The 22,770-nt window shown below is 45.5% G+C and carries 24 protein-coding genes; 18 read left to right on the top strand and 6 right to left on the bottom strand.

Features of this window, described 5'->3' with window-relative positions; all coding sequences use genetic code 11:
- Positions 1-55: 55 nt before the first annotated feature.
- The gene (gene gorA / locus M9196_RS17800; RefSeq protein ID WP_250618862.1) at positions 56-1,411 is read right to left on the bottom strand and encodes a glutathione-disulfide reductase; all 1,356 of its coding nucleotides are present in this window, start codon (positions 1,409-1,411) and stop codon (positions 56-58) included.
- Positions 1,412-1,748: 337 nt separating this feature from the next.
- Positions 1,749-2,588, bottom strand: coding sequence for a 23S rRNA (adenine(2030)-N(6))-methyltransferase RlmJ (locus M9196_RS17795; protein WP_250618861.1), 840 nt, complete (start codon positions 2,586-2,588; stop codon positions 1,749-1,751).
- A gap of 224 nt (positions 2,589-2,812) precedes the next feature.
- Here M9196_RS17795 and prlC point away from each other — a divergent pair, with 224 nt between their 5' ends.
- Positions 2,813-4,855: an oligopeptidase A gene (gene prlC, locus M9196_RS17790; protein WP_250618860.1), complete on the top strand. Its 2,043-nt coding sequence runs from the start codon at positions 2,813-2,815 to the stop codon at positions 4,853-4,855.
- A 123-nt stretch (positions 4,856-4,978) separates the two neighbouring features.
- Here the strand turns inward: prlC and asnC are convergent, their stop codons facing one another.
- Positions 4,979-5,440 (bottom strand): transcriptional regulator AsnC, encoded by a 462-nt coding sequence (asnC, locus tag M9196_RS17785; protein ID WP_250618859.1) that lies wholly within the window; start codon positions 5,438-5,440, stop codon positions 4,979-4,981.
- 157 nt (positions 5,441-5,597) lie between these two features.
- Here asnC and M9196_RS17780 point away from each other — a divergent pair, with 157 nt between their 5' ends.
- Together M9196_RS17780 and M9196_RS17775 are read left to right on the top strand one after the other, a co-directional pair.
- Positions 5,598-6,377, top strand: a complete 780-nt coding sequence (locus M9196_RS17780) for a class I SAM-dependent methyltransferase (protein WP_250618858.1) — start codon at positions 5,598-5,600, stop codon at positions 6,375-6,377.
- 165 nt (positions 6,378-6,542) lie between these two features.
- Positions 6,543-7,046 (top strand): hypothetical protein, encoded by a 504-nt coding sequence (locus tag M9196_RS17775; protein WP_250618857.1) that lies wholly within the window; start codon positions 6,543-6,545, stop codon positions 7,044-7,046.
- Between the two features lie 140 nt (positions 7,047-7,186).
- Here M9196_RS17775 and M9196_RS17770 read toward each other — a convergent pair whose 3' ends face one another.
- Together M9196_RS17770 and M9196_RS17765 are read right to left on the bottom strand one after the other, a co-directional pair.
- Positions 7,187-8,068, bottom strand: a complete 882-nt coding sequence (locus M9196_RS17770) for a carboxylate/amino acid/amine transporter (RefSeq protein ID WP_250618856.1) — start codon at positions 8,066-8,068, stop codon at positions 7,187-7,189.
- A gap of 112 nt (positions 8,069-8,180) precedes the next feature.
- Complete coding sequence (locus tag M9196_RS17765) at positions 8,181-8,606, bottom strand: universal stress protein (RefSeq protein WP_250618855.1); 426 nt, start codon at positions 8,604-8,606, stop codon at positions 8,181-8,183.
- Between the two features lie 278 nt (positions 8,607-8,884).
- Between M9196_RS17765 and ftnA the strand changes: the two genes are divergently transcribed.
- From ftnA to M9196_RS17750, 3 genes are all read left to right on the top strand, one after another.
- Positions 8,885-9,412: a non-heme ferritin gene (gene ftnA / locus M9196_RS17760; protein WP_250618854.1), complete on the top strand. Its 528-nt coding sequence runs from the start codon at positions 8,885-8,887 to the stop codon at positions 9,410-9,412.
- A gap of 68 nt (positions 9,413-9,480) precedes the next feature.
- On the top strand, positions 9,481-9,804 hold the full coding sequence (gene uspB, locus M9196_RS17755; RefSeq protein ID WP_250618853.1) for a universal stress protein UspB: 324 nt from the start codon (positions 9,481-9,483) through the stop codon (positions 9,802-9,804).
- Positions 9,805-9,997: 193 nt separating this feature from the next.
- Positions 9,998-11,200, top strand: coding sequence for a BaiN/RdsA family NAD(P)/FAD-dependent oxidoreductase (locus tag M9196_RS17750; protein WP_250618852.1), 1,203 nt, complete (start codon positions 9,998-10,000; stop codon positions 11,198-11,200).
- Positions 11,201-11,294: 94 nt separating this feature from the next.
- On the opposite strand, the gene pdxY is transcribed toward M9196_RS17750, so the two are convergent.
- Entirely contained in the window at positions 11,295-12,149 is an 855-nt protein-coding gene (gene pdxY / locus M9196_RS17745; RefSeq protein ID WP_250618851.1) for a pyridoxal kinase PdxY, read from the bottom strand.
- A gap of 488 nt (positions 12,150-12,637) precedes the next feature.
- Between pdxY and yiaK the strand changes: the two genes are divergently transcribed.
- From yiaK to M9196_RS17685, 12 genes are all read left to right on the top strand, one after another.
- Entirely contained in the window at positions 12,638-13,639 is a 1,002-nt protein-coding gene (yiaK, locus tag M9196_RS17740; protein ID WP_250618850.1) for a 3-dehydro-L-gulonate 2-dehydrogenase, read from the top strand.
- A gap of 25 nt (positions 13,640-13,664) precedes the next feature.
- Positions 13,665-14,150 (top strand): TRAP transporter small permease, encoded by a 486-nt coding sequence (locus M9196_RS17735; protein WP_250618849.1) that lies wholly within the window; start codon positions 13,665-13,667, stop codon positions 14,148-14,150.
- On the top strand, positions 14,150-15,430 hold the full coding sequence (locus tag M9196_RS17730; RefSeq protein WP_250618848.1) for a TRAP transporter large permease subunit: 1,281 nt from the start codon (positions 14,150-14,152) through the stop codon (positions 15,428-15,430). The genes M9196_RS17735 and M9196_RS17730 overlap by 1 nt, the downstream gene beginning before the upstream one ends.
- A gap of 21 nt (positions 15,431-15,451) precedes the next feature.
- Positions 15,452-16,426 (top strand): TRAP transporter substrate-binding protein, encoded by a 975-nt coding sequence (locus M9196_RS17725; RefSeq protein WP_250618847.1) that lies wholly within the window; start codon positions 15,452-15,454, stop codon positions 16,424-16,426.
- Positions 16,427-16,558: 132 nt separating this feature from the next.
- On the top strand, positions 16,559-17,251 hold the full coding sequence (locus tag M9196_RS17720) for an L-ribulose-5-phosphate 4-epimerase (protein ID WP_250618846.1): 693 nt from the start codon (positions 16,559-16,561) through the stop codon (positions 17,249-17,251).
- A gap of 11 nt (positions 17,252-17,262) precedes the next feature.
- The gene (locus M9196_RS17715; RefSeq protein ID WP_250618845.1) at positions 17,263-18,075 is read left to right on the top strand and encodes a Cof-type HAD-IIB family hydrolase; all 813 of its coding nucleotides are present in this window, start codon (positions 17,263-17,265) and stop codon (positions 18,073-18,075) included.
- 12 nt (positions 18,076-18,087) lie between these two features.
- Positions 18,088-18,579: a YhcH/YjgK/YiaL family protein gene (locus M9196_RS17710; protein WP_250618844.1), complete on the top strand. Its 492-nt coding sequence runs from the start codon at positions 18,088-18,090 to the stop codon at positions 18,577-18,579.
- The gene (locus tag M9196_RS17705) at positions 18,576-20,069 is read left to right on the top strand and encodes an FGGY-family carbohydrate kinase (RefSeq protein ID WP_250618843.1); all 1,494 of its coding nucleotides are present in this window, start codon (positions 18,576-18,578) and stop codon (positions 20,067-20,069) included. The genes M9196_RS17710 and M9196_RS17705 overlap by 4 nt, the downstream gene beginning before the upstream one ends.
- Positions 20,062-20,706, top strand: coding sequence for a 3-keto-L-gulonate-6-phosphate decarboxylase UlaD (locus M9196_RS17700; protein ID WP_250618842.1), 645 nt, complete (start codon positions 20,062-20,064; stop codon positions 20,704-20,706). The genes M9196_RS17705 and M9196_RS17700 overlap by 8 nt, the downstream gene beginning before the upstream one ends.
- 7 nt (positions 20,707-20,713) lie before the next feature.
- A complete protein-coding gene (locus M9196_RS17695) occupies positions 20,714-21,490 on the top strand; it encodes an IclR family transcriptional regulator (RefSeq protein WP_250618841.1) in 777 nt (258 codons plus the stop codon).
- Positions 21,483-22,352 carry an L-ribulose-5-phosphate 3-epimerase gene (locus M9196_RS17690; RefSeq protein WP_250618840.1) on the top strand — a complete coding sequence of 290 codons (870 nt, stop codon included), beginning with the start codon at positions 21,483-21,485 and terminating at the stop codon, positions 22,350-22,352. Before M9196_RS17695 ends, M9196_RS17690 begins: the two co-directional genes overlap by 8 nt.
- Positions 22,353-22,388: 36 nt before the next feature.
- On the top strand, positions 22,389-22,712 hold the full coding sequence (locus tag M9196_RS17685; RefSeq protein ID WP_250618839.1) for a hypothetical protein: 324 nt from the start codon (positions 22,389-22,391) through the stop codon (positions 22,710-22,712).
- Positions 22,713-22,770: the final 58 nt, after the last annotated feature.

The following is a 22,770-nucleotide window of genomic DNA, read 5'->3' as shown; positions in this document are numbered from 1 at the left end:
GCTAAAAAAAATGGCTTAAGTTTTCACTTAAGCCATTTTTATAATTCTTTAAAAATCAACGCATTGTGACAAATTCTTCACTGCCGGTCGGGTGGATAGCCACAACCGCATCAAAGTCAGCTTTGGTTGCGCCCATCTTCATTGCAACAGCAAAACCTTGAATCATCTCATCGACAGTAAAACCAATGCCGTGAAGACCCACGACGGTTTCTTCTGGGCCAGCACAGACCAACTTCATTTTGCATGGCTGACGGTGCTTCGTTACTGCGGTGTACATTGCCGTAAAGCCAGAAGTGTAGACCTTAAGGTTGTCTTTGCCGTACTTCGCTTCCGCTTCTTGTGTTGTCAGACCGATGGTACCAATAGGTGGATGGCTAAAGACCACGGTTGCTACTAAGTCGTAATCCATTTTTGCGTCAGGCTTGTTGTTGAACAGACGCTCAGACAATTGACGACCGGCTTTTACTGCCACTGGAGTTAACTCGATACCGCCTTCCATAATATCGCCGACACAGTAAATGCCTTCAACATTGGTGGTTTGATATTCATCTACTTTGATGTAACCACGGTCATTGGTTGCAACGCCAGTTGCGCTTAGATTAATGGCATCGGTTGCTGGGTGACGGCCAATCGCCCAAATAAGTTGATCAACGTTTTGTGTGTTGCCGTTTTCTAGATGGAGAGTCAGGCTACCATCGGCTTCTTTCACCACTTCTTTTGGTACTGAGTGCGTATGCAGTGTTGGACCTTCGGTATTCATCACTTCAACTAATGTCTCGATGATCATTGGATCGAAGCTACGTAGTGGCGATTCTTTACGGCAGAACAAATGCGTTTCTGTGCCCAGTGCGTGCAATACGCCAGCGATTTCAACCGCGATATAACCCGCACCAATCACCGCGACGCGTTTTGGTTGTTCATTAAGCTCAAAGAAACCGTTTGAATCAATGCCGTGCTCAGCACCTGGGATGTTTGGAATGCTTGGTCGGCCGCCAACGGCGATAAGAATGTGGTCAGCGGTATAGTGCTCACCATTAACTTCTACTGTTTTAGCATCAACAAATTTAGCAAACCCTTTGATGACATGGACTTTGTTATTACCAAGTACACGGTCGTAAGACTGATGGATTCGGCCAATGTAGGCTTGACGATTTTCAACCAGTTTACTCCAATCAAAGCCTTTTACTTCAACATCAAAGCCATAATCTTCGGCGTAGAGGTTCATGGCTTCTGCCACTTGAGCACCATGCCACATTACTTTCTTTGGTACGCAACCAACGTTGACGCAAGTGCCGCCAAGATCTTGCGCTTCAATTAGCGCAACTTTAGCACCGTACATTGATGCTCGGTTTGCCGATGCAATACCGCCGCTGCCGCCACCAATACAGATATAGTCAAAATGAGTCGCCATTACGTTCTCCGAAAGCTGATTAATTTTATGATTTGTTTATAACAAGAACATTGGGGTGAGCATCGTTGAACTCAATATAGCCGTCATGTTTTGTTAAAGAATCGCTATCTCTATCATAAATCGAGTCTAGCAACTTTAGCCAATGGGAAAAAGTGGCATTGATTATGAGTAATAACGATTAATGGTAAAGAAGCCGAGAAGGTGCTGGGTTTTGCTCACTCAGCCTCGTTATGAGCTGCCATGCTTTTACTTTTGGTAGGCCACATCAAAAGGCGCCATCTTATCTTTTTAAAATAAGATACTGCGCCTTTATGAAGTACGGATGATTGAATGGCGACTATTCAGGAACAATCCATTCAACTTTACAGTGACCCGTTGCTGGGGCGATTTTATCTTTTAGATAAGGCAAGATGGCATTCATCTGCTGCTCTAGCATCCACGGAGGGTTTACCACAATCATCCCTGATGCCGTCATGCCGCGCTCATTGGTATCTGGTGAAACGCCTAATTCAATTTGCAGGATTTTACGAATGCCTAAGCCTTGCAGTCCCTCAATCATGTCTTCGATATCGACACGATTCACCACTGGATACCAAATAGCATAAATACCGGTTGCCCAGCGTTTATAGCTTTGCGCAATGGCGGTGACGACATCGCGGTACTCTTTCGCCAGTTCGTAAGGCGGGTCGATTAGAACCAAACCGCGTCGCTCTGCTGGTGGTAGGCTACCTTTAAGGCGTTGAAAGCCATCCTCTTTAAAGATCTTTACTTGGCGGTCACGGTGAAACTCTTGCTCAAGTAATGGGAAGTCACTTGGGTGAAGTTCCGTTAGCATCATGCGATCTTGTGGGCGAAGGTGGGCGCGTGCCACTCTAGGAGAGCCAGGGTAGTAACGCAGCGTGCTGTCATTGTTAAGCTGAGTGATGGACTCAATGTAAGTCGCCATCTCTTCTGGAATATCTGCACTACCCCAAATGCGGGCGATGCCTTGCTTATATTCGCCGGTTTTTTCTGACCACTCATGGGTAAGGTCGTAGCGACCCACACCCGAGTGAGTATCGTGATAAACGAACGGCTTATCCTTGTTTTTTAGGGAATTAAGGATAAGACTTTGTACTATATGTTTGACGACGTCGGCGTGGTTGCCCGCGTGGAAACTGTGTCGATAGCTCAGCAAAATGAAGACTCACTTAAAAGGTCGAATGCACGGATTATAACGCTATCTGGCGCTGATACCCAGATAACCTACAGAAAACTGTGCATCATTAAAATCACACTATGCGGCAAGGGTTGTTTATCGCTATTGATTTTTCCGCTTGTCGCCTACATTTATCTATTAATTACGCTCACTTATCCTCTTAGGAGAAAGTGAAGGACCCAATAACTCAAAAGGGATGCTGCATGTCTAATCCGTTAATCAGTTTTACTGACTTACCTCCTTTTTCACAGATTAAGCCAGAACACGTAAAACCGGCTGTTGAGCAAGCGATTGAAGCGTGCCGCAGTAAAATCGATCAAGTATTGGCAGAAAATGAGACGCCAACGTGGGATTCCGTGATTGCACCGATTGATGAAATTGACGATCACTTGAGTCGTCTATGGTCACCCGTCAGCCACATGAATTCTGTGATGAATAGCGATGAGCTTCGTGACGCTTACGAAAGCTGCTTGCCAATCTTGTCAGAGTACGGCACATGGGTTGGGCAACATAAGGGGTTGTACGAAGCGTATAAAACGATTAAAGCCAGCGATGCGTATTCAACACTCACGCAAGCTCAAAAGAAGACAATTCAAGATTCATTGCGAGACTTTGAATTGTCGGGAATTGGTTTACCCGCCGCAGAGCAACATCGTTATGGCGAGATCAGTAAGCGTATGTCTGAGCTAGGTTCGCAGTTTTCGAATAATGTGCTGGATGCCACGATGGGCTGGAACAAACATATTACCGATAAAGCACAGCTCGCAGGAATGCCAGAATCGGCATTAGCTGCCGCGCAAGCGGCTGCCGAATCCAAGGAGCTTGATGGCTATCTACTTACATTGGATATCCCGTCATACCTTCCAGTGATGACCTACTGTGATAATGAAGCGTTGCGTAAAGAGCTCTACGAAGCTTATGTCACACGCGCGTCTGACCGTGGGCCAACTGCAGGAAAGTGGGACAATACAGAGCTCATTGCTGAGCAGCTTAAGTTGCGCCATGAAATTGCGCGTTTATTAGGTTTTAGTAGCTTTAGTGAAAAATCACTCTCGACGAAGATGGCTGAAAATCCAGGGCAAGTGCTTGGTTTTTTAAACGACTTAGCGATCAAAGCCAAACCGCAAGGTGAACGCGAAGTGGAAGAGTTGCGTCAATTTGCCCAAAAAGAGTGTGGTGTGACGGAACTTAACCTTTGGGATATCGCGTATTACAGCGAGAAACAAAAGCAAAACCTGTTCCAGTTCTCTGATGAAGAGCTGCGCCCGTACTTCCCTGAAGCAAAGGTTGTGAAGGGGTTGTTTGAGGTGTTGAATCGAGTATTTGGTATGCAAATACAAGAGCGCAAGGGCATCGACACATGGCATGAGTCTGTACGATTTTTTGATATTTTTGACGCGACGAATACGCTGCGTGGGAGCTTCTATTTAGATCTGTATGCGCGAGAGCACAAACGTGGTGGCGCATGGATGGATGAGTGCCGAGTCAGGCGTACGAATCTTGCGGGCGAGCTGCAAACGCCTGTTGCCTACTTAACATGTAACTTTAATAAGCCGGTAGGCGATAAGCCAGCGCTGTTTACTCATGATGAAGTCGTAACGTTATTCCATGAAACGGGACACGGCATTCACCATATGCTGACCCAGATTGAAACCGGTGCCGTGTCTGGTATCAATGGCGTCCCTTGGGATGCGGTTGAGCTGCCAAGCCAATTTTTAGAAAACTGGTGTTGGGAAGAAGAAGCGCTGTCGTTTATCTCTGGACACTATGAAACGGGTGAACCGTTACCAAAAGCCATGCTAGATAAAATGCTGGCCGCAAAAAACTTCCAATCCGCGATGTTTATTTTACGTCAGCTTGAATTCGGCTTGTTCGACTTTACGTTGCATACGGAATACGACCCAGAAATCGGTGCGCGTGTGCTGGAAACGTTAGCTAACGTTAAAGCGAAAGTTGGGGTATTACCTAGCCTAGAGTGGAACCGCTTTTCCCATAGCTTTAGTCATATTTTTGCTGGTGGTTACAGCGCGGGATACTACAGCTACTTGTGGGCGGAAGTACTTTCATCAGATGCGTATTCACGCTTTGAAGAAGAAGGGATCTTTAACAAAGAAACCGGGCAAAGCTTCTTGAATAACATTTTAGAAATGGGCGGAAGTGAAGAGCCAATGGAGTTGTTTAAACGCTTCCGTGGTCGCGAGCCTCAAATTGATGCGCTCCTGCGTCACTCTGGCATTAGTGCTTAGCACGAACCCTTAAACACGCAATCGGCTTAAAACGGCCGATTTTAAAACGGCGTATGTTTAAAACGGCATATGTTTAAAAAGTATTATGACTCTATGACAAAGCCTCTCACGTGAGAGGCTGTTTTATGGGTCGACATTACGGCTAATCGGGTTTTGTAACGAGATCAGCGTTTCTGTTGACTGTACTTCATCAATCGCTTGCAGTTTATTAATGAGGACGTGCTGGAGTTCTTCAATTGAGCGGCACATCAATTTGACGAAGATGTTGTAAGCGCCGGTGGTGTAATAAGCCTCAACGACTTCATCGAGCGCATCGAGTTTTTCAAGTGCAGAGTGGTAATCTCTCGCTGCGTAAAGGTTAATACCGATAAAACAACAGACGTCGTAGCCCAGTTTTTTGGTATTTACGACCACCTCCGTTCCTTCAATAATGCCGGCCGCTTTCATTTTTTCAATACGCACATGAATAGTAGCAGGGCTGACATCAAAACTTTTTGCCATTTCTGCATAGGGGCGTCGTGCGTCTTCCATCAGTGTTTTTAGAATAGCCTTGTCGAGATCATCCAACCCATTGACGCTGTGCATAGTGAATCCTTAATTTTAGGCAGCCATTGACACTAAAGAGGCTGTAGAGCTTAGCACTAAAATGTTGGAGCCGTCTGCGTATGGATCACGCTTATTGGTAGACAGATGGACTTCATGTACACTTGCAACGTTACTTTAGACCTTTTCGGAGCCAACCTTGCACATCCAACTTATCTGTGAATATTCCCCGCGCCAAAGTGAACTCGACCAGTTGGCACAACGTTGGGGATTGGACGCATCTGATGACAGTGAGTTTGCTTTGGTGCTGACTGAAGACCGCTTAGAGCTGCGTAAACTTGATGAACCCAAATTGGGCGCTATTTTTGTGGATTTGGCCAGCGGAGCGGTGGCGCACCGTCGCAAGTTTGGTGGTGGCAAAGGGCAGGCAATCGCAAAGGCTGCTGGGCTGAATAAAGGGGCGACACCCGTCGTCCTCGATGGCACTGCAGGGCTAGGGCGAGATGCGTTTGTATTGGCTTCGCTTGGCTGTAAAGTGCAAATGGTTGAAAGACACCCTGTCGTTGCCGCATTGCTTGATGATGGTTTAGCGCGCGCTAAGCAAGATCCCGAGATCGGCTTGTGGGTGACTGAGCGCATGTCACTGATTCATGCTTCAAGTTTAGATGCGTTAACGGTTCTTGCCGATGACTCTGATTTTCAACAGCCCGATGTAGTGTATTTGGACCCCATGTACCCGCACCCTGAAAGCAAGAAAAAAAGCGCATTGGTCAAAAAAGAGATGCGAGTGTTTCAATCTTTGGTTGGTGCGGATATGGATGCTGATGGGCTATTGGAACCCGCACTGCGATTAGCGAGTAAGCGTGTCGTGGTAAAGCGTCCAGATTATGCGAATTGGCTGGATGAGAAAAAACCGACAATGGCGATTGAAACCAAAAAAAATCGTTTTGATGTTTATGTCAACGCATCAATGAGTTAAACCTAACTCGGCTTATTTTGTTACTAAAACCCTCCATGTAACTTGCGTAAGTTACTTGTCACCGGTCTCATTAGGCTGTATATCTAACTAAGAATCATTATTATTCGTTGTTGTGAGTGGCAGCTGCTGGTTGCTCTCTCGGATCTTGGTTGGCTGGAGGGTTGTATGGCTAAGCGCCTTTGTAAATTAAATCGTCATGACATCAATGCAAATTTAGGGGATATTCATCGCCTAGTTTCTGAGCCTAAATTTTTGTGTCGCTCTTGCTCTCGTTCATCTTCCGATAAGTCAACGTTATGTAAGCCAGCTGCGATCCCACCTATTAGCTGCCAAGCCAAACCAGCAAAAGAGAAACTCAAGTGTGGTCTGTTACTTGAGGGCATGACAAAAGAAGAAATCACTCTAGAACAAGCGACCGCTCCAGAAGCGCTGGAATCCGAGCCAAATGTTGTCATGATGTATGAACCGGAAAGTATTGATAAAAAATCATTAAAACGAGCGAAGAAAGCACTCAAAAAACAGGACAAGATGCAGAAGAAACTGCGAAAAGTGATCAAGAAGAGTCAAAAATTGGCGCGTAAACAAAGTCAGCTTGAACAAAAGTACCATCATGCAGAAATGGTGGTCAGCCAGCAGTTAGAAAAAATGCAGCCCGAGCAGCTGCACTAAAATCATCTATCTTGTAAATCGACAGCCCACTATTGGGCTGTACGCCTTCCTGTACAGCACTCTTTTCCATAAAGGTTATTTTGCTGTACAAAATCCACGTTATGTTGTGCAAAAAGAAAGGCGAACCCGCACCTGCGTCGTTAGGACTGGTTGCGGTACTGCGCTTCTACGCGAGGTTTAACCCAGCGCTCGTTGACGATCAGAGATAGTAAAATAATTCCCCCACCAATCAGCAACCTTGGCATGTCGACATCTCGGTTCCAAATCACGATATTGACGATCAAGCCGGCAGGGACCAGTAGGTTATTCATCACCGCCAGTGCGCCCGCATTGACAGAGCATGCCCCCTTATTCCAGATAAAGTACCCTAAGCCAGAAGCAATCGTACCTAAGTAAATCAAAATGCCCCATTGAGTCATGGTGGTGGGTAATTTTTCAAAGCTCCCAAAAATCGTAAAAGCGATCGTTGCAACCACCGTAGCCCCAAGATAGAAATAGCCAAATACAGAATGCTGAGGCAGCTCAATGGTTTCACTTTCCATCACGTACTTATAACTCACCTGTCCGATGGCAAAGCATAGGTTTGCCCCCTGAACCACAAGAAAGCCCATTAAGAAGTTATCATTGATGCCTGCGAATTTGATAAAGGCTGCGCCGCTAACCGCGATGGCAGCCGTCACTAAGTACCACGGTGAAAAGCGACCTTTGAGTAGGTCATAAAATAGCGTCACGTAGATAGGGGTAAATACCGTGAATAGTAACACTTCGGGTACGGACAGCAGCAAAAACGACTGATAATAAAAACAATACATTAATCCCAGCTGTATCCCACCGATCGCCATTAGCTTTGCCATCAACGTTTTGGGAACGTGCTTGAATTTGGTGAATGGAAGAAAGACGACAGCGGCCAAGACCACCCGCATTAATACCGAAAACCAAGAATCGACCTGACCGGCTAAGTAAACACCAATTAGGCTGAAGGAAAAGGCCCATAATAGGGTGATGGAATAAAGGTAACTCATAACAGTGATTAAGTACTTGTTTTGAATGGGATGGTGATTATATCACCTTAAAACAAGGAAAGTGGGCGGATAAGAAAGGCTTCCTATTGGAAGCCTTGTTGGATGAAGACGGTTAGTCTTTAATCGGCACCACTAACAGGTCGACGGGTGTGGTATTTATTAGCTGTCGAGTGGACGATAAAATTTTGCTCCAAAAATCCTGATGATGACCGCATACGACAAGGTCAACGTTGAATTCTCCAATGGTGTCGGTTAATTCGTTGCTGAGATCGCCACTTCCCACCAAAGAATGCTTGATAGGGTAGTTAGCATAGTCGGCAAAATCTTTTAGCTGCCGCATGGACGCTTCCATTGCCTGATGTTGGGTTTCAGCCATATTGAGATCAATCAAACCCGTGTAAAGCTCTGCATAGTTCACATCGATATGAATAAAAGATACCTGAGCATTGAGTGGCTTGGCTAGGCATACCGCTTTATCGATAAGCAGTTTACTTTCTTCTGAGAGATCCAATGCGACCAAGATATGTTTATAGCCCATAACGCACTCCTCCTGACGTAAGTTCTAGTTATAACATAGCATTGTGTCGGCAAAAAATGTGTTGAGATGATCTCAATTCCCCATTGTTACGCATGAATGTCCTCAGTATTTTCTCAAGTTCAAGACAATAAATAGTGCGCAAAATCGCTCAAGTTTTCTAGACTGAAATTAAGAGTGCCGTGTCTTACTCAGTGGTAAGAATGGATGGATGAAGCAATACTCCGTAAAATGTTATGTTATAGTAGCGTTAATTGAAGCTATGAAACTAGGAGTAGAGCATGCTTTCAGAAGCAATGGTTGAACATCTAAACGAGCAAATAAACCTCGAATTTTTCTCATCCAACCTATACTTACAAATGAGTGCTTGGTGTGAAGACAAAGGATTTGAAGGCGCAGCAGAATTTTTACGTAAGCATGCTGTAGAAGAGATGGAGCATATGCAGCGTCTTTTTACTTACGTAAGTGAGACTGGTGCACTGCCTATTCTTGGTGCGATTGCTGCCCCTAAACATGATTTTACCAGTTTAGGTGATGTCTTTCGTGAAACGTATGAGCATGAGCAAATGATTACCGAGCAAATCAACAAGCTCGCTCATGTCGCTTTCTCAGCCCAAGACTACTCGACGTTTAATTTTCTTCAGTGGTACGTTGCTGAACAGCACGAAGAAGAAAAATTGTTTAAAGGGATCTTAGATAAGCTAGAACTCGTTGGTGAGAACGGACAGGCTCTGTTCTTTATCGATAAAGATTTAGCCATGTTAGCAAAAGAAGGTTCTTCTTCCATTATGGGTACCCCCGCTGTGTAACATCAGCGATAAAAGCCGTTAGATCGTCTTTTTCTCTTGGGTATCTCGGAAGAGGTAGGGAGGAAAAGATGATCAGTGGCGACACTATTCTACTAGCATTGATGCTCATTACGTCAGTCAATATGGCCAGGTATCTGACTGCACTACGCTCACTTATTTATATTATGCGTGAAGCCCACCCTTTGCTCTATCAGCAAGTGGATGGCGGTGGCTTTTTTACCACCCACGGCAATATGACCAAGCAGGTTCGCTTGTATTCCTATCTCAAAACCAAGGAATACTATCATCACCATGACGAAGTGTTTATTTCCAAATGTAATCGAGTGAGAGAACTGTTTGTCTTGTCATGTGCATTGGCTGGTGTGTCATTATTTGCGGCGTTTTTGCTGTAGAGTTGGGGGATGACGTTGATTTGAACGTCACAAAACCGAGCAGCCCCTGAGTATTTACGCAGGGATTGCGAGGGCGCGAAAGATTGCAATACCAAAAAGACTCGCTACAATGGCGAGCAATAAGAGATAAGGATGTGCTTTGGCACATCCTTTTTTGTTGATTCCATTTTTTGTGTGTCGGTAGAGTAAAGCTATGAGCAATAAATTTGATGTGGTGGTGATTGGTGCTGGAGCAGCAGGACTCATGTGTGCAGCGGAAGCTGGCAAGCGCGGACGTCGTGTATTAGTGCTCGATCATGCTAAGAAACCAGGTCGAAAAATTCTCATCTCTGGAGGTGGTAAATGCAACTTTACCAACTATGATGTGACGCCAAGTAACTATCTATGTCAGAACCGACACTTCGTGAAATCGGCGTTATCGCAATATACCCATTGGGATTTCATCTCAATGGTTTGTAAGCATGGCATTGAGTTTGAAGAGCGCGATCACGGTCAGCTGTTCTGCTTAGATTCAGCAAAAGAAATCGTGAAAATGTTATTGGATGAATGCGACCTGCCGACAATTCGCTTCCAGTACCAAACGGACGTGCATTCCATTACCAAAACAGACAGTGGATTTTCTCTTCACGCCGACAGCGCCAATGCGGGTAACGCCCTCATTGAATGTGACTCATTGGTTGTTGCTACTGGTGGTTTGTCTATGCCGAAATTAGGCGCTACCCCGTTTGGTTATAAAGTGGCGGAGCAGTTTGGGTTAGAGGTTATCTCAACGTCTGCCGGTCTCGTGCCGTTTACCCTGCACAAACAAGACAAAGAAGATTTTGCCGAATTGTCTGGGATTGCCATTCCTGCTGAGATTACCGCGGCTGACGGGACAATGTTCAAAGAAGCATTGCTGTTTACTCATCGTGGCTTATCGGGTCCATCTGTACTACAAATCTCTTCGTTCTGGAAACCAGGGCAACCTGTCACGGTTAACCTAGTGCCAAACTCTGATGTGGACGAGTTACTGTCATCTACTCGTGAAAATCATCCAAATCAAAGCTTAAAAAACACCTTAGCCCGAGTGCTACCTAAACGATTGGTTGAATTGCTAATCGAAAGAAAAGTGTTTGTCGATAAACCGCTTAAGCAGTTCAACCCGAAAGAAATGGCTGAGATTACTCGCCAGCTTGAGCAGTGGAAAATTGTGCCTAATGGTACTGAAGGCTATCGCACGGCCGAAGTCACGTTAGGCGGGGTTAATACCGACCATTTATCCTCAAAAACCATGGCGTGTAAATCCGTGTCTGGCTTGTACTTTATTGGTGAAGTGATGGACGTAACTGGTTGGCTGGGCGGTTATAACTTCCAGTGGTGCTGGTCGTCTGGGTTTGTGGCTGGGCAGCATGTTTAACACTTAACACTTAACACTTAACCAATTTTATCACCCCATAGCACCGCTCTCATTGAGTGGTGCTATGTAGAATGCTGCTATAGGCAATGTTGAACTAGATTGCTTGTATTGGAAAGCACTCACTTGGCGAAATGAACTCTTGCTGCGCAGCAATGGTTTGTAGCTCCCACTCCACACGCTTTTGTGTTTCTTTTAGTACGCCATAGCTGGCGTTGTTAGCATGCTCAAATGCCTTTTCTGGCGACCAGCCTTTCAATAGACCTGCAGTAAACAGTGCAGAGATCAGATCGCCTACTCCAACTGGCTGTTTATCAAAATCTAGATGCGGGCGCTGGGCAATGAAGCAACCTTGCTCTGTCGCGAGCATCATGGTGAACTTTTCATTCGACACACTATGCAGGTGCTTAACCAGTACCATCTTTGGCCCCTTTGCTAAGGCTTTATGGCATGCTGTGACGGCATCTTCGAGGCTATGAATCGCCATGTCGGCGAACTGCCCTAATTCAAATTGATTCGGCACGATCACATCCGCCATAGGCATAACGCGCTTAACCAAGTGTTCTGTGGTTCCCGCTGGTACGATGCATCCTTTCTCTGGCGAACCCATCACAGGATCGCAAACATAGATGGCTTCTGGATTTTGTGCCTTGACCTTTTTGACTGCATCAATGACAGCTAGGCATTGCTCGGCGCTGCCTTGATAGCCCGATAGCACGGCTTCGCAATTGGCCAGTTGGCCGATATTGTCTATTCCCTCAACCAAAGAAGCAATGTCTTGGGCGGAAAAGGCTTGTCCCGTCCAACCTTGTTGATATTGCGTATGGTTTGAAAACTGAACGGTATGAATAGGCCAAACTTCAAACCCCATTCGCTGCAGGGGAAAAGTGGCTGAACTGTTTCCAGCGTGACCATAGACAACGTGGGATTGAATGGAGATAACGCCCTTCATGGTGGCTCCTGATGATTGAATGATGAATTACCTCACTAATATGGGCGTGAATGTTCATTCAAACAAGCGGTAAGCGTCGCAATATCCTTACTATCTGCATAGTTTCTTCGTTTAAACATGATGAAAACGCGTGATGCTGTTTTCTTAATCACCGCCCTTCTCTTATTTATTTGTGAATCATGGCCTTTCTGATACTCCCTATGCGTGTGAAGTGGCTGTGTGCTTACTTGCTTATATTTGGGTAGGTAAAAACATAGCCAGCAATGAATTTCTGTGATGCCTATTTGTAATTTTATCATTAGTGGTGATTTTGATTAAATATTTGCAACATTGGTCACATTTTGTTGCTGAAATATTAAATTAAATAAAAACAATGTCTTACGTGAAATTTATGGTCAGCTTCATAAAAAAAGCTTTTTCATAGTGTTATAAAATGGAATTTGATCAACACTTAATTCCGTATTATGGAATTCACCGGAGAGAGCGCAATGCCTTTAGTCACTATTGAACAGCTTCAAAACGAATATGAAAGAATCCTATTAGCTCGTGATATGCAGCCTGAAATGGCAACAAAACTCGCTGCAGGTTTTGTCGAAATGGCCAATGAAGGTACTTACTCTCATGGTATCAACCGTTTTCCTGTGTTTATTGAGCAAGTTGATAAAGGGCAAATTAAGCTCAATGAGTTACCAGAGTGCGTAAATAGCATGGGTGCTTTGGAGCAATGGGACTGTAATTTTGGTCCGGGTGTATTGAATGGTTTGATTTGTTCAGAACGAGCAATGGAGCTTGCTCGTGAGTACGGTATTGGCATGGTCGGAATGCGCAACTCTAACCACTGGATGCGTGGTGGTGCGTATGTTCTAAAAATGGCTCGTGAAGGTTTTGCGGGTATTGCGTCAACAAACTCTATTGCAGTCATGCCTGCGTGGGGTGGTAAGGATCACCGTGTCGGTTCAAACCCGCTAATTATGGCCATTGCTGGCGATCCGCCGGTATTGGTTGACTGCTCAATGACACAGTTCTCGTATGGACAACTACAAAACTTCGTACTGGCCGACAAAGAGCTTCCTGTCGTGGGTGGCTTTGATGATAACGGTGAACTGACCAAAGACCCACATGTACTTTGGGAAAACAAGCGTCTATTGCCAATGGGTTTTTGGAAGGGCTCTTCAATGGCGATCGTACTCGACATGATGCTAACGGCAATTACTGGTGGTAACTCGGTTCCTGCTCTGACGGAAGACATGGGTGGCGAATTCGGTGTCTCTCAATTCCTTATCGCCATCGACCTAAGCAAAACCATGGACAAAGGCCAATATGCTCAAGAAATGAAGCGTATTCGTGATTACGTGCTTGCTTCAGAGCCAGCAGAAACGGGGTCAGTCATGATCGCAGGTTCAGAGATTCAAAACTTTATCGATAAGCACGCTCAAGCAGGTGGTATCGAAGTCCATGAAGATATCTGGAACCAAATTACTGCGCTGTAGTAGAAGCGAAGGTCGGGAGAACTTTATGCAAAGTGTATTGAAGTGGATTTGGAATAGTATTGACGTAATCATGGCGGTCATTTTGACCGCGATGGTTGCCCTCGTCTTTACGAATGTCGTACTACGTTACGGCTTCTCCTCTGGATTACGTCCTTCTGTTGAACTATCTCGCCTAGGTCTTGTGTGGGTGGTCATGCTCGGTGCTGCCGTAGTGCTGCGTCGAGGTGAACACCTCGCGGTGGCGGAGTTTTCGGAAAAATTACTTCCGAAAGCGGTCCCGATGCTAAGACGTATTTGCTGGGCGATTATCCTTGTAGCGGTTGGCATGCTCTATGTCGGCTCTTATCGTCAAATGATGTCGAATTGGTCTGATATTTCGCAACTGACAGGGCTTCCTTCGGCGTTGTTCTATTTAGCTGGTGTTGTTTCTGGTGCCCTCATGGGGGTTATTGCTTTAGTGCGAATCTTTAAACCAGAATGGCAACTGGATATAGATGAGGAGAAAGAATAATGACTTTAGCCATTTTCTTAGCAGTATTGATTGTCTCTATCTTACTGGGTCTTCCGGTAGCCTTTGCCTTGTTGCTTTCATCAATGGCATTGATGCTTCACATGGATTTTTTCAGTGCAGACATTCTTGCGCAGTCGTTAATTAATGGTGTTGATAGCTTTACCTTACTGGCAATTCCGTTTTTCTTAATTGCCGGTGAAGTGATGGCTTCCGGTGGTTTGTCACAACGAATTGTTCGTCTTGCGACAACGTATGTGGGGCATCGCCAAGGTGGTCTAGGCTACGTTGCGATCATGACTTCTGTGTTATTGGCGGGATTGTCAGGGTCGGCGGTAGCTGATGCAGCGGCACTGGTCAGTATTCTCTACCCAATGATGAAAGCGGCAAAATACCCAGAGGCACCCTCGATGGGTCTATTGGCTTCTGGCGGTATTATTGCGCCAGTTATTCCACCGTCTATTCCGCTGATTCTTGTTGGTGTGGCGGGTGGTATCTCCATTAAGAACTTGTTCCTAGGCGGTATCGTACCGGGCTTACTAATGGGCATGACGCTGATGTTTGTTTGGCGTTGGACCGTTCGTAAAGAAAACCTAGAGACCGCAGAAAAAGCAACAAAAGCAGAAAAACGGGCGGCGTTGAAAGATGGTATTTGGGCACTTATGTTGCCAGTCATCATCATTGTCGGAATTCGCTTTGGTATCTTCACACCAACAGAAGCCGCAGTCGTTGCCGCAACGTATGCCATCTTTATTTCAACGTTCGTTTATCGTGAACTGACTATTAAACGTTTCTACCACATTGTCGTCAATGCGGGTCGTTCGACAGCGATGGTCATGTTCTTAGTCGGTTGTGCCATGGTTGCCGCTTGGCTGATTACGGTGGCTCAATTGCCACAGCAATTGGCTGAGATGTTAGGTCCACTAGTAGACAGTCCACGTCTATTAATGGCAGTCATTATGTTGCTCGTGCTGTGTGTCGGCATGGTAATGGATTTGAGCCCAACGATTCTAATCCTTGTTCCTTTGTTAATGCCTGTTATCAAAATGGCGGGTATTGATCCGACGTATTTCGGTCTGTTGTTTGTCATTAACTGTTCAATTGGCCTAATCACGCCTCCTGTAGGCACTGTTCTAAACGTAGTTTGTGGTGTAGCTCGGGTACCGATGTCGACAGCAGTGAAAGGGGTCCTCCCATTCATTGGTGCCTACATGGTGCTACTCGCATTGTTTGTCATATTCCCAAGCATTATCACTGTGCCAATGTCGTTTGTCATTGGTTAACCCTCGATGGAGAAAATAATAATGAAATCCCTATTCAAAGTAGCACTGGTAGCATCGGCAATCGCAATGAGTTCAACTGCTATGTCGGCAACCACATTAAAACTCGCTCACGCGGCTCCAGAATCCGATCTGCAGCAAGATCTGTCTCTGTTCTTCAAGAAAGAAGTGGAAGCGCGTACGAACGGCGATATTAAAGTCAATATTTACCCGCAAGGTCAGCTCGGCAGTGATAAGCAGATGATCGATGGCTCTCGTGCAGGCATTGTTGATTTTGCAATGGTGGGCTTGAATAACTATAACGGCCTATTACCAGAGTCTGCGGCTTTCACTCTTCCTTTCATGTTCCCTAATCGTGAAACCGCATACAAAGTATTAGATGGCGAACCAGGAAAAGAGGTGCTGACTAGCCTCGAAGCGTTCGGTCTTAAAGGTTTGGGTTATCCAGAAAATGGCTACCGCAATATGACCAACAACGAAAAACCAATTCGCGTTCCAAGTGACGTGAAAGGTCTACAGATGCGAGTTAATGGTTCTAAAGCACTGAATGATATGTTCAATGAACTGGGTGCGAACCCACAACAACTGCCAGTCTCTGAGCTCTATACCGCGTTGGAAACGGGGGTTGTTGATTCTCAAGACCACCCAATTAGTGTGACTCTTTCGTTCAAGTTTAACGAAGTACAAAAGTACCTAAGCTTGACTCAACACGCTTACTCTCCTCTTGTTCTGACGATGAACCTTAAAAAGTTCAATAAGCTGAGCGATGAAGAGCAGAAAATCATCACGGAAGTGGCAGCAGAAGCGGTTGCGATGCAGCGTGAGCTGAGTATTGCCAAAGAAGACAAGATGATTGCGGACCTACAAGCGGGCGGTATGGAAGTGAACCGTGATGTGGATGGCGCAGCATTCCAAGCAGCGATTAAGCCAGTTTGGAAGGCGTTTGTAGCGAAAAACGGCGACGACATGATTAAGAAAATTGAAGTCGCAGCTCAGTAATTGCTACAGAAATGACAGTGACGGTTCAATGAATCGTCACTGGTGAAAGGATAGGTTGCTTAGCCAAGCCGTTAGGCAATCTATTCATAACAACGCTTCTTTCCCATCTATTTGCACTTTCGGTAGACAATTATGTATCAAGAATTAAAACAGCGCGTATTGGCGGCAAACCTGCAACTCCCTAAATATGGTCTGGTGACATTTACCTGGGGAAATGTATCGGAAATTGACAGAGAGAATGGCGTCATCGCGATAAAGCCGTCTGGGGTGGAATACGATGTGATGAGCGAAAATGACATTGTTATCGTTGATCTAGAAGGAAACCGTGTTGAAGGCGATCTCAACCCTTCAAGCGATACTGCGACACATATAGAACTCTACAAAGCGTTTCCAAACATTGGCGGTATTGTCCATACACACTCTCGTAATGCAACGATTTGGGCGCAAGCAGGCAAAGACATTCCTGCACTCGGTACCACGCATGCGGATTACTTCTACGGTGATGTGCCGTGTACTCGTCAGCTTACTCATGAAGAAATTACTACGGATTACGAAAAGAATACCGGCTTGGTAATCATCGAAGAATTCACTAAACGTCATATAGACCCTCAAGCTATGCCTGGTGCGATTATTGCCGGACATGCTCCATTTACATGGGGTAAAGATGGCTCTGACGCGGTGCATAATGCGGTCGTAATGGAAGAGGTTGCTGCGATGGCGACGGCCACGCGCTCTATTAGCCCCGAAGCGGCGATTCAGCCGGAGCTTTTAGATAAGCACTATAACCGTAAACACGGTAAAGACTCATACTACGGTCAGAAATAAGGACGTCTGCAATGCATAAATTATTGGCGTTGGATCTTGATGGCACGGTGCTAAATTCACAGCACACAATCAGTGCGCCACTGGTTGAGGCCATTCAGCATCTGGCTAAGAAAACGCATGTTGTGATCGTGACTGGACGACATCATGTGGCTGCAAAACCCTATTACGAGCAGCTAGGCTTGAGCACGCCAATTATTTGTTGTAACGGCACCTATATTTTTGACTATGCCAATGACCGCGTTATCAAAGAAAACGCCATCACTAAAGCGCGGGCGAGCGAATTTATACAGCTTTCTGAACAGCACGACCTGAAAATGGTGATGTATGTTCGAGATGCGATGCTCTATTCAAACAAGCGACCTATCGCGTATATGGAGGCATTGTCCGCTTGGGCTCAATCATTTCCAGAGGGCACTCAGCCTAATATTCAACGCGTAGACGATTTTAAGGCTGAACTTGAAGCAACGGAATATGTGTGGAAGTTCGTCGTAGAAGGTGGCGACATCGACGCATTTTCAACGCTTGAATGTATTGATACGCATTTTAATGGTGAGCGTTCTTGGGTTGATCGCGTCGATTTTTCTGCCGCGGGTAACAGCAAGGGCAACGCACTGACCCAGTATATTCAAACGTTGGGCATTACCTTAGAGGAGTGCGTGGCAGTGGGGGATAACCACAATGACATTTCAATGTTGACGCTAGCGGGTTTAGGGATCGCAATGAACAATGCCGATCAGACCGTCAAAGATGCCGCGAATCTGGTGACAGACAATAATAACGACCACGAATCTGGTCTCGCCACACTTTTACAGCGCCTATTTTAATAGAGAAGTTTTATGTTAGTTGGAACGACCCAAAAGCAATTTATCACAACCACGTACCCGCAGGCTGTACAAGATATCCTTGGGTATTTAAATAGCATTGATCTCGATGCATTAGAGTTAGGTCGTCACGACATCCCTAATGTTGACAGTAAGCAAGCGTGGTTTGTTGTCCTGGAATATAAAAAAGAGCCGCTTGAAAATTTTCAGCCAGAGGTCCACAAGTACCACTCTGACTTGCAGATAGTATTACGAGGTTCAGAAACCATGGCGTGGTCTTTGGATTCTGGACAGCACAAAAATGCAGCCGCTTATAATGATGATCGTGATCTGCAATTCTACCAGCCTGATGATATTCAATTGAATTTCATTGAAGCCAGTCCACAGCAGTTTTATCTCTTCACGCCGAACGTGGTTCACGTGACCAACATTGAAAATGGCACCGGTGGTGTTGTACGTAAACTCGTCGTCAAAATTCACAATGATTTGTTGGAAGTGAAATCATGAACTACTACATCGGAATTGATTCTGGCGGCACGTTTATGAAAGCCGCCCTCTTTGATGCTAAAGGGGTTCAGCATGGTTTAGCTCGAGTCTCTGCAAGTGTCATTAATGATAAACAAGGTTGGGTAGAGCGGGATCTGGACGCGCTGTGGGGCAATGCGGTAACGGTCATTAAGCAGCTTATTGAAACAACAGCTATCGACGCGACCACAATCAAAGGCATTAGTATTTCAGCGCAAGGTAAAGGGGTTTACCTACTAGACAAGCAGGGCGAAAACCTAGGTTACGGGATTATGTCTTCCGACTCTCGCTCATTGCCTATCGTGAAAGAATGGCTTGCGCAGGGCAAAGCTCAAGAAATTTATCCCACCACATTACAAACGTTATGGACAGGTCACCCCGTATCGATTATCCGTTGGATAAAAGAGAATGACGCTAAGCGCTACGCCAACATCGGTGCCATCATGATGGCGCATGACTATCTGCGCTATCGACTGACTGGTGAAGTTGGCGCGGAAGTGACCAATATGTCGGAAAGTAATTTTTTTAACTCGATAACAGGCGAGTACGACAAAGCCTTACTGGAAACGTTTGGTATTGAAGAGGTTTGGGATGCGTTACCCGCGATGGTTGGTTCGGATCAGCCCGCAGGGAAAATTACCCAAGATGTTGCCAGAGAAACGGGTTTAGCGGTAGGTACTCCTGTCTTTGGCGGGCTCTTTGATGTGGTATCCACCGCGATTTGTTCTGGCATTAATTCAAACGAAGACACACTCAACTACGTCATGGGCACATGGTCTGTCACTTCTGGGATCACAAATCAGGTCACGCAAGAGACGCATAACTTTGTCTATGGGCACTATGCTGTGGACGGTGAGTACATTGTCCATGAAGCGAGCCCCACTTCCGCTGGCAACTATGAGTGGTTTGCTGATTACCTTGGTGAAGGTGGTCAATTGGATCACTCGGCGAATCAAAGCTTGGTGGCAGAACTTGAGCCTGCGAGCAGCAGTGTTTTCTTTGTGCCTTTCCTGTATGGGTCAAATCAAGGTCTAGGTTTGAAATCTGGATTCTATGGTCTTCAGTCGCATCATACCAAAGGTCATCTTATACAAGCTATCTGGGAAGGTATCTTGTTTTGTCACAACCTTCACTTGCTGCGTATGAGGGTTCGATTCCCAAATGCCAGTGTACTTAAAGTGACGGGCGGTCCAGCATCAAGCCCAATATGGATGCAAATGTTAGCCGACTTAACCGGTATGACCGTTGAAATTTCAGACGTGGATGAAACCGGATCGTTAGGGGCAGCGATGGTTGCGATGGTGGGATCAGGTGAGTTTTCTTCATTGGCAGACTGCAGCCAATCTCTTGGCGTCATGTCATCACGAGTTGAACCTAATAAAGACAATTTTGAGCGCTACCAAGGTAAGTACCAAAAGTATCAGCGTTTAGTGCAACTATTTAAACAATTTGAGGATGAGTTCGATGTCTAAACCTTTACTACAAATGGCGCTAGACGCAACGGATATTGAAACCGCGTTAGCCTCCGTAGAACACGTTGCTGAAAAGCTGGATATTATCGAAGTTGGCACCATATTGGCGTTTGCTCATGGTGTCGAGAGTGTCAGTATTCTCAGAAAAAAATACCCTGATCATATTATCGTTTGTGATATGAAAATTACCGATGCCAGTGCGATTTTATCTCGACTTGCAATGGAAGCCGGGGCGAATTGGGTGACGGTCAGTGCTGCCGCACATATTGAAACCATCCGAGCAGCAAAAAAAGTCACGGATGAATTCAATGGTGAGGTGCAAATTGAGCTGTATGGGCATTGGACATTTGAAGATGCTAAAGCTTGGGTCGATATGGGCATTACCCAAGCGATTTACCACCGTTCGCGTGACGCTGAGTTGGCCGGAGTCAATTGGACAGAAGCAGATTTAGAAAAAATGCATAAATTATCAGAGCTTGGAATTGAACTATCGATAACTGGTGGTATTGTTCCAGAGGATCTGCATTTGTTTAAACATCTTTCCGCTAAAGCGTTTATCGCAGGTAGAGCATTAGCGGGAGAAAATGGTGGTGAGATTGCAGAGACTTTTCATTCCGAAATAGGAAAGCACTGGTAGAACACATATGAGTGAACAAATTAAATCGTTGTCTAAAGCTTTGACCGTACTTGAGTTTTTGGGTGATTACCCAAATGGTGTCTCATTGCAAAAAATATCTGAAGGGACGGGATTTAATAAATCATCTATCCATCGAATTTTAGCGACCTTTGAAGCCTCTGGCTATGTTGCTCAAATGTGTTCAGGCAAAGAGTATCGCTTAACCATGAAGCTCGTGCATCTTGGTCATGCCGCGATTAACTCCGACGTCACAGGGGTTGTGAAACCTTACCTTGCTGAACTTCTGACCGATGTTAATGAAACGGTTAACTTCCTGTCTTTTGATGCGGATAACATCATTTTCAAAGATAAATTTGAGCCAGCGGACGCGTCATTTCGAACGCGAACTTATGTAGGGCTGCATTCACCAATGTATTGCTCAGCCGCGGGTAAGTGTTATTTAGCCTTTAGTTCTGATGCAGTGCGAGAAGCTTATTGGCAGCGTAACGCCAGCACCATGAAGCCGCTGACAGAAAACACAATATTAGAGCGAGGATTATTTTTTGATGTCCTCGATGATATTAAAGAACGCGGTTATGCCTTAGATGATGAAGAAAATGAGGCAGGTATTTCATGTGTGGCTGTCCCTATTTTTGACAAGAATAAGTCTCCAGTCTATGCGGTGAGTGTGTCTTCGCTGACACCGAAAATGAAGGCGCTTGGCTATGAAGCGCTGGCAAAGAAAGTACAAGCCATCACCGGCCGCATTGAACAACAACTTTACGAAAGGAACAAAGATGTTTGATTCAAAAAACAAATTTAGATTAGGTATTTATGAAAAAGCGATGCCAGCGTCACTGACGTGGGAAGAGCGCTTGTTACACGCCAAAGACGCCGGGTTTGATTTCGTCGAAATCTCGGTGGATGAAACGGATGAGCGACGAGCTCGTCTCGATTGGTCTGATGAAGAGATTTATGCGCTGCGTCATCTGTGTGAGAAACACGGTTTACCATTGCAGTCCATGTGTTTGAGTGCACACCGTAAGTTTCCGTTTGGTTCAATGGATGAAGCCGTTCGCAATGAATCTTTAGTGATTATGGAAAAAGCGATCGCACTGGCTTATAAACTGGGTATTCGCTGCATACAGATGGCGGGCTACGATGTGTACTATGAGCCTCAGTCAGAAGAAACCCATCGTCGATTTATCGATGGCATGAAGCAAGCCACAAAAATGGCAGAGCGTGCCGGCATTATGTTGGGTGTCGAAATTATGGACACGCCATACCTCAACTCTTTAAGTAAATTTGAAGTGCTGAAACGTGAAATCCCGTCACCTTACTTCATGGCTTACCCTGATGTTGGTAATATCACAGGCTGGAACTATGATGTGTGTACCGAGCTGAAACTGAGCCGTGACCATCTTGTTCAGGTTCATCTAAAAGATACGCTGCGTGTGTCTGAAACGTCAAAAGGTCAATTCCGAGATCTCGTGATCGGCGAAGGTCAGGTAGACTTCCCTGCCATCTTTAAGACGCTAGCGGAAATCGAGTATAGCGCGCCACTTGTGATTGAAATGTGGGCTCAAAATGATAATTGGTTAGAAGATATCAAGCAGGCGAAAGCGAAGCTGAAGACCCTGGCGAATGACGCTGGTTTTGAGTTGTAAACCCCTTCCTATTTTTGATTGAACGGACGTGAACCAATGACAATTTTAAGAACCGCTTTTTTTGAAGCCGATTTATCCGACGCGCAAAAGCAAGATTTCTATCAGTATATGGAACAGGAAGTGGTGCCGATTATCCGTACCTTTCCGAATAACCAAGGTGTGGTCCTCAACAAGCCAGAGGCGATTGAGGCAGAAGGTCTTCAGCATCTATTGTTGATGATGCAGCATAGCTACGCTGATCAAGACACAATGGACGCCGCTCTGGCATCAGAGGCTCGAATTAAAAGCATGCATGCCACAAAAGCGATCATCGATAAGTACAATATCCGAGTCCACCACATTAACTTTGTGCGTGACTAGTATGGTCGCCATAGACGAAAGCAGAAGGTTACCTTCTGCTTTTTTTCTTTATGGCTTA

The sequence above is a fragment of the Vibrio methylphosphonaticus genome (assembly GCF_023634655.1).
In the GTDB taxonomy this organism is placed as follows: domain Bacteria; phylum Pseudomonadota; class Gammaproteobacteria; order Enterobacterales; family Vibrionaceae; genus Vibrio; species Vibrio methylphosphonaticus.
The sequence above is the reverse complement of the archived record's forward strand: the minus strand, read 5'-3'. Positions and strand labels throughout refer to the sequence as shown.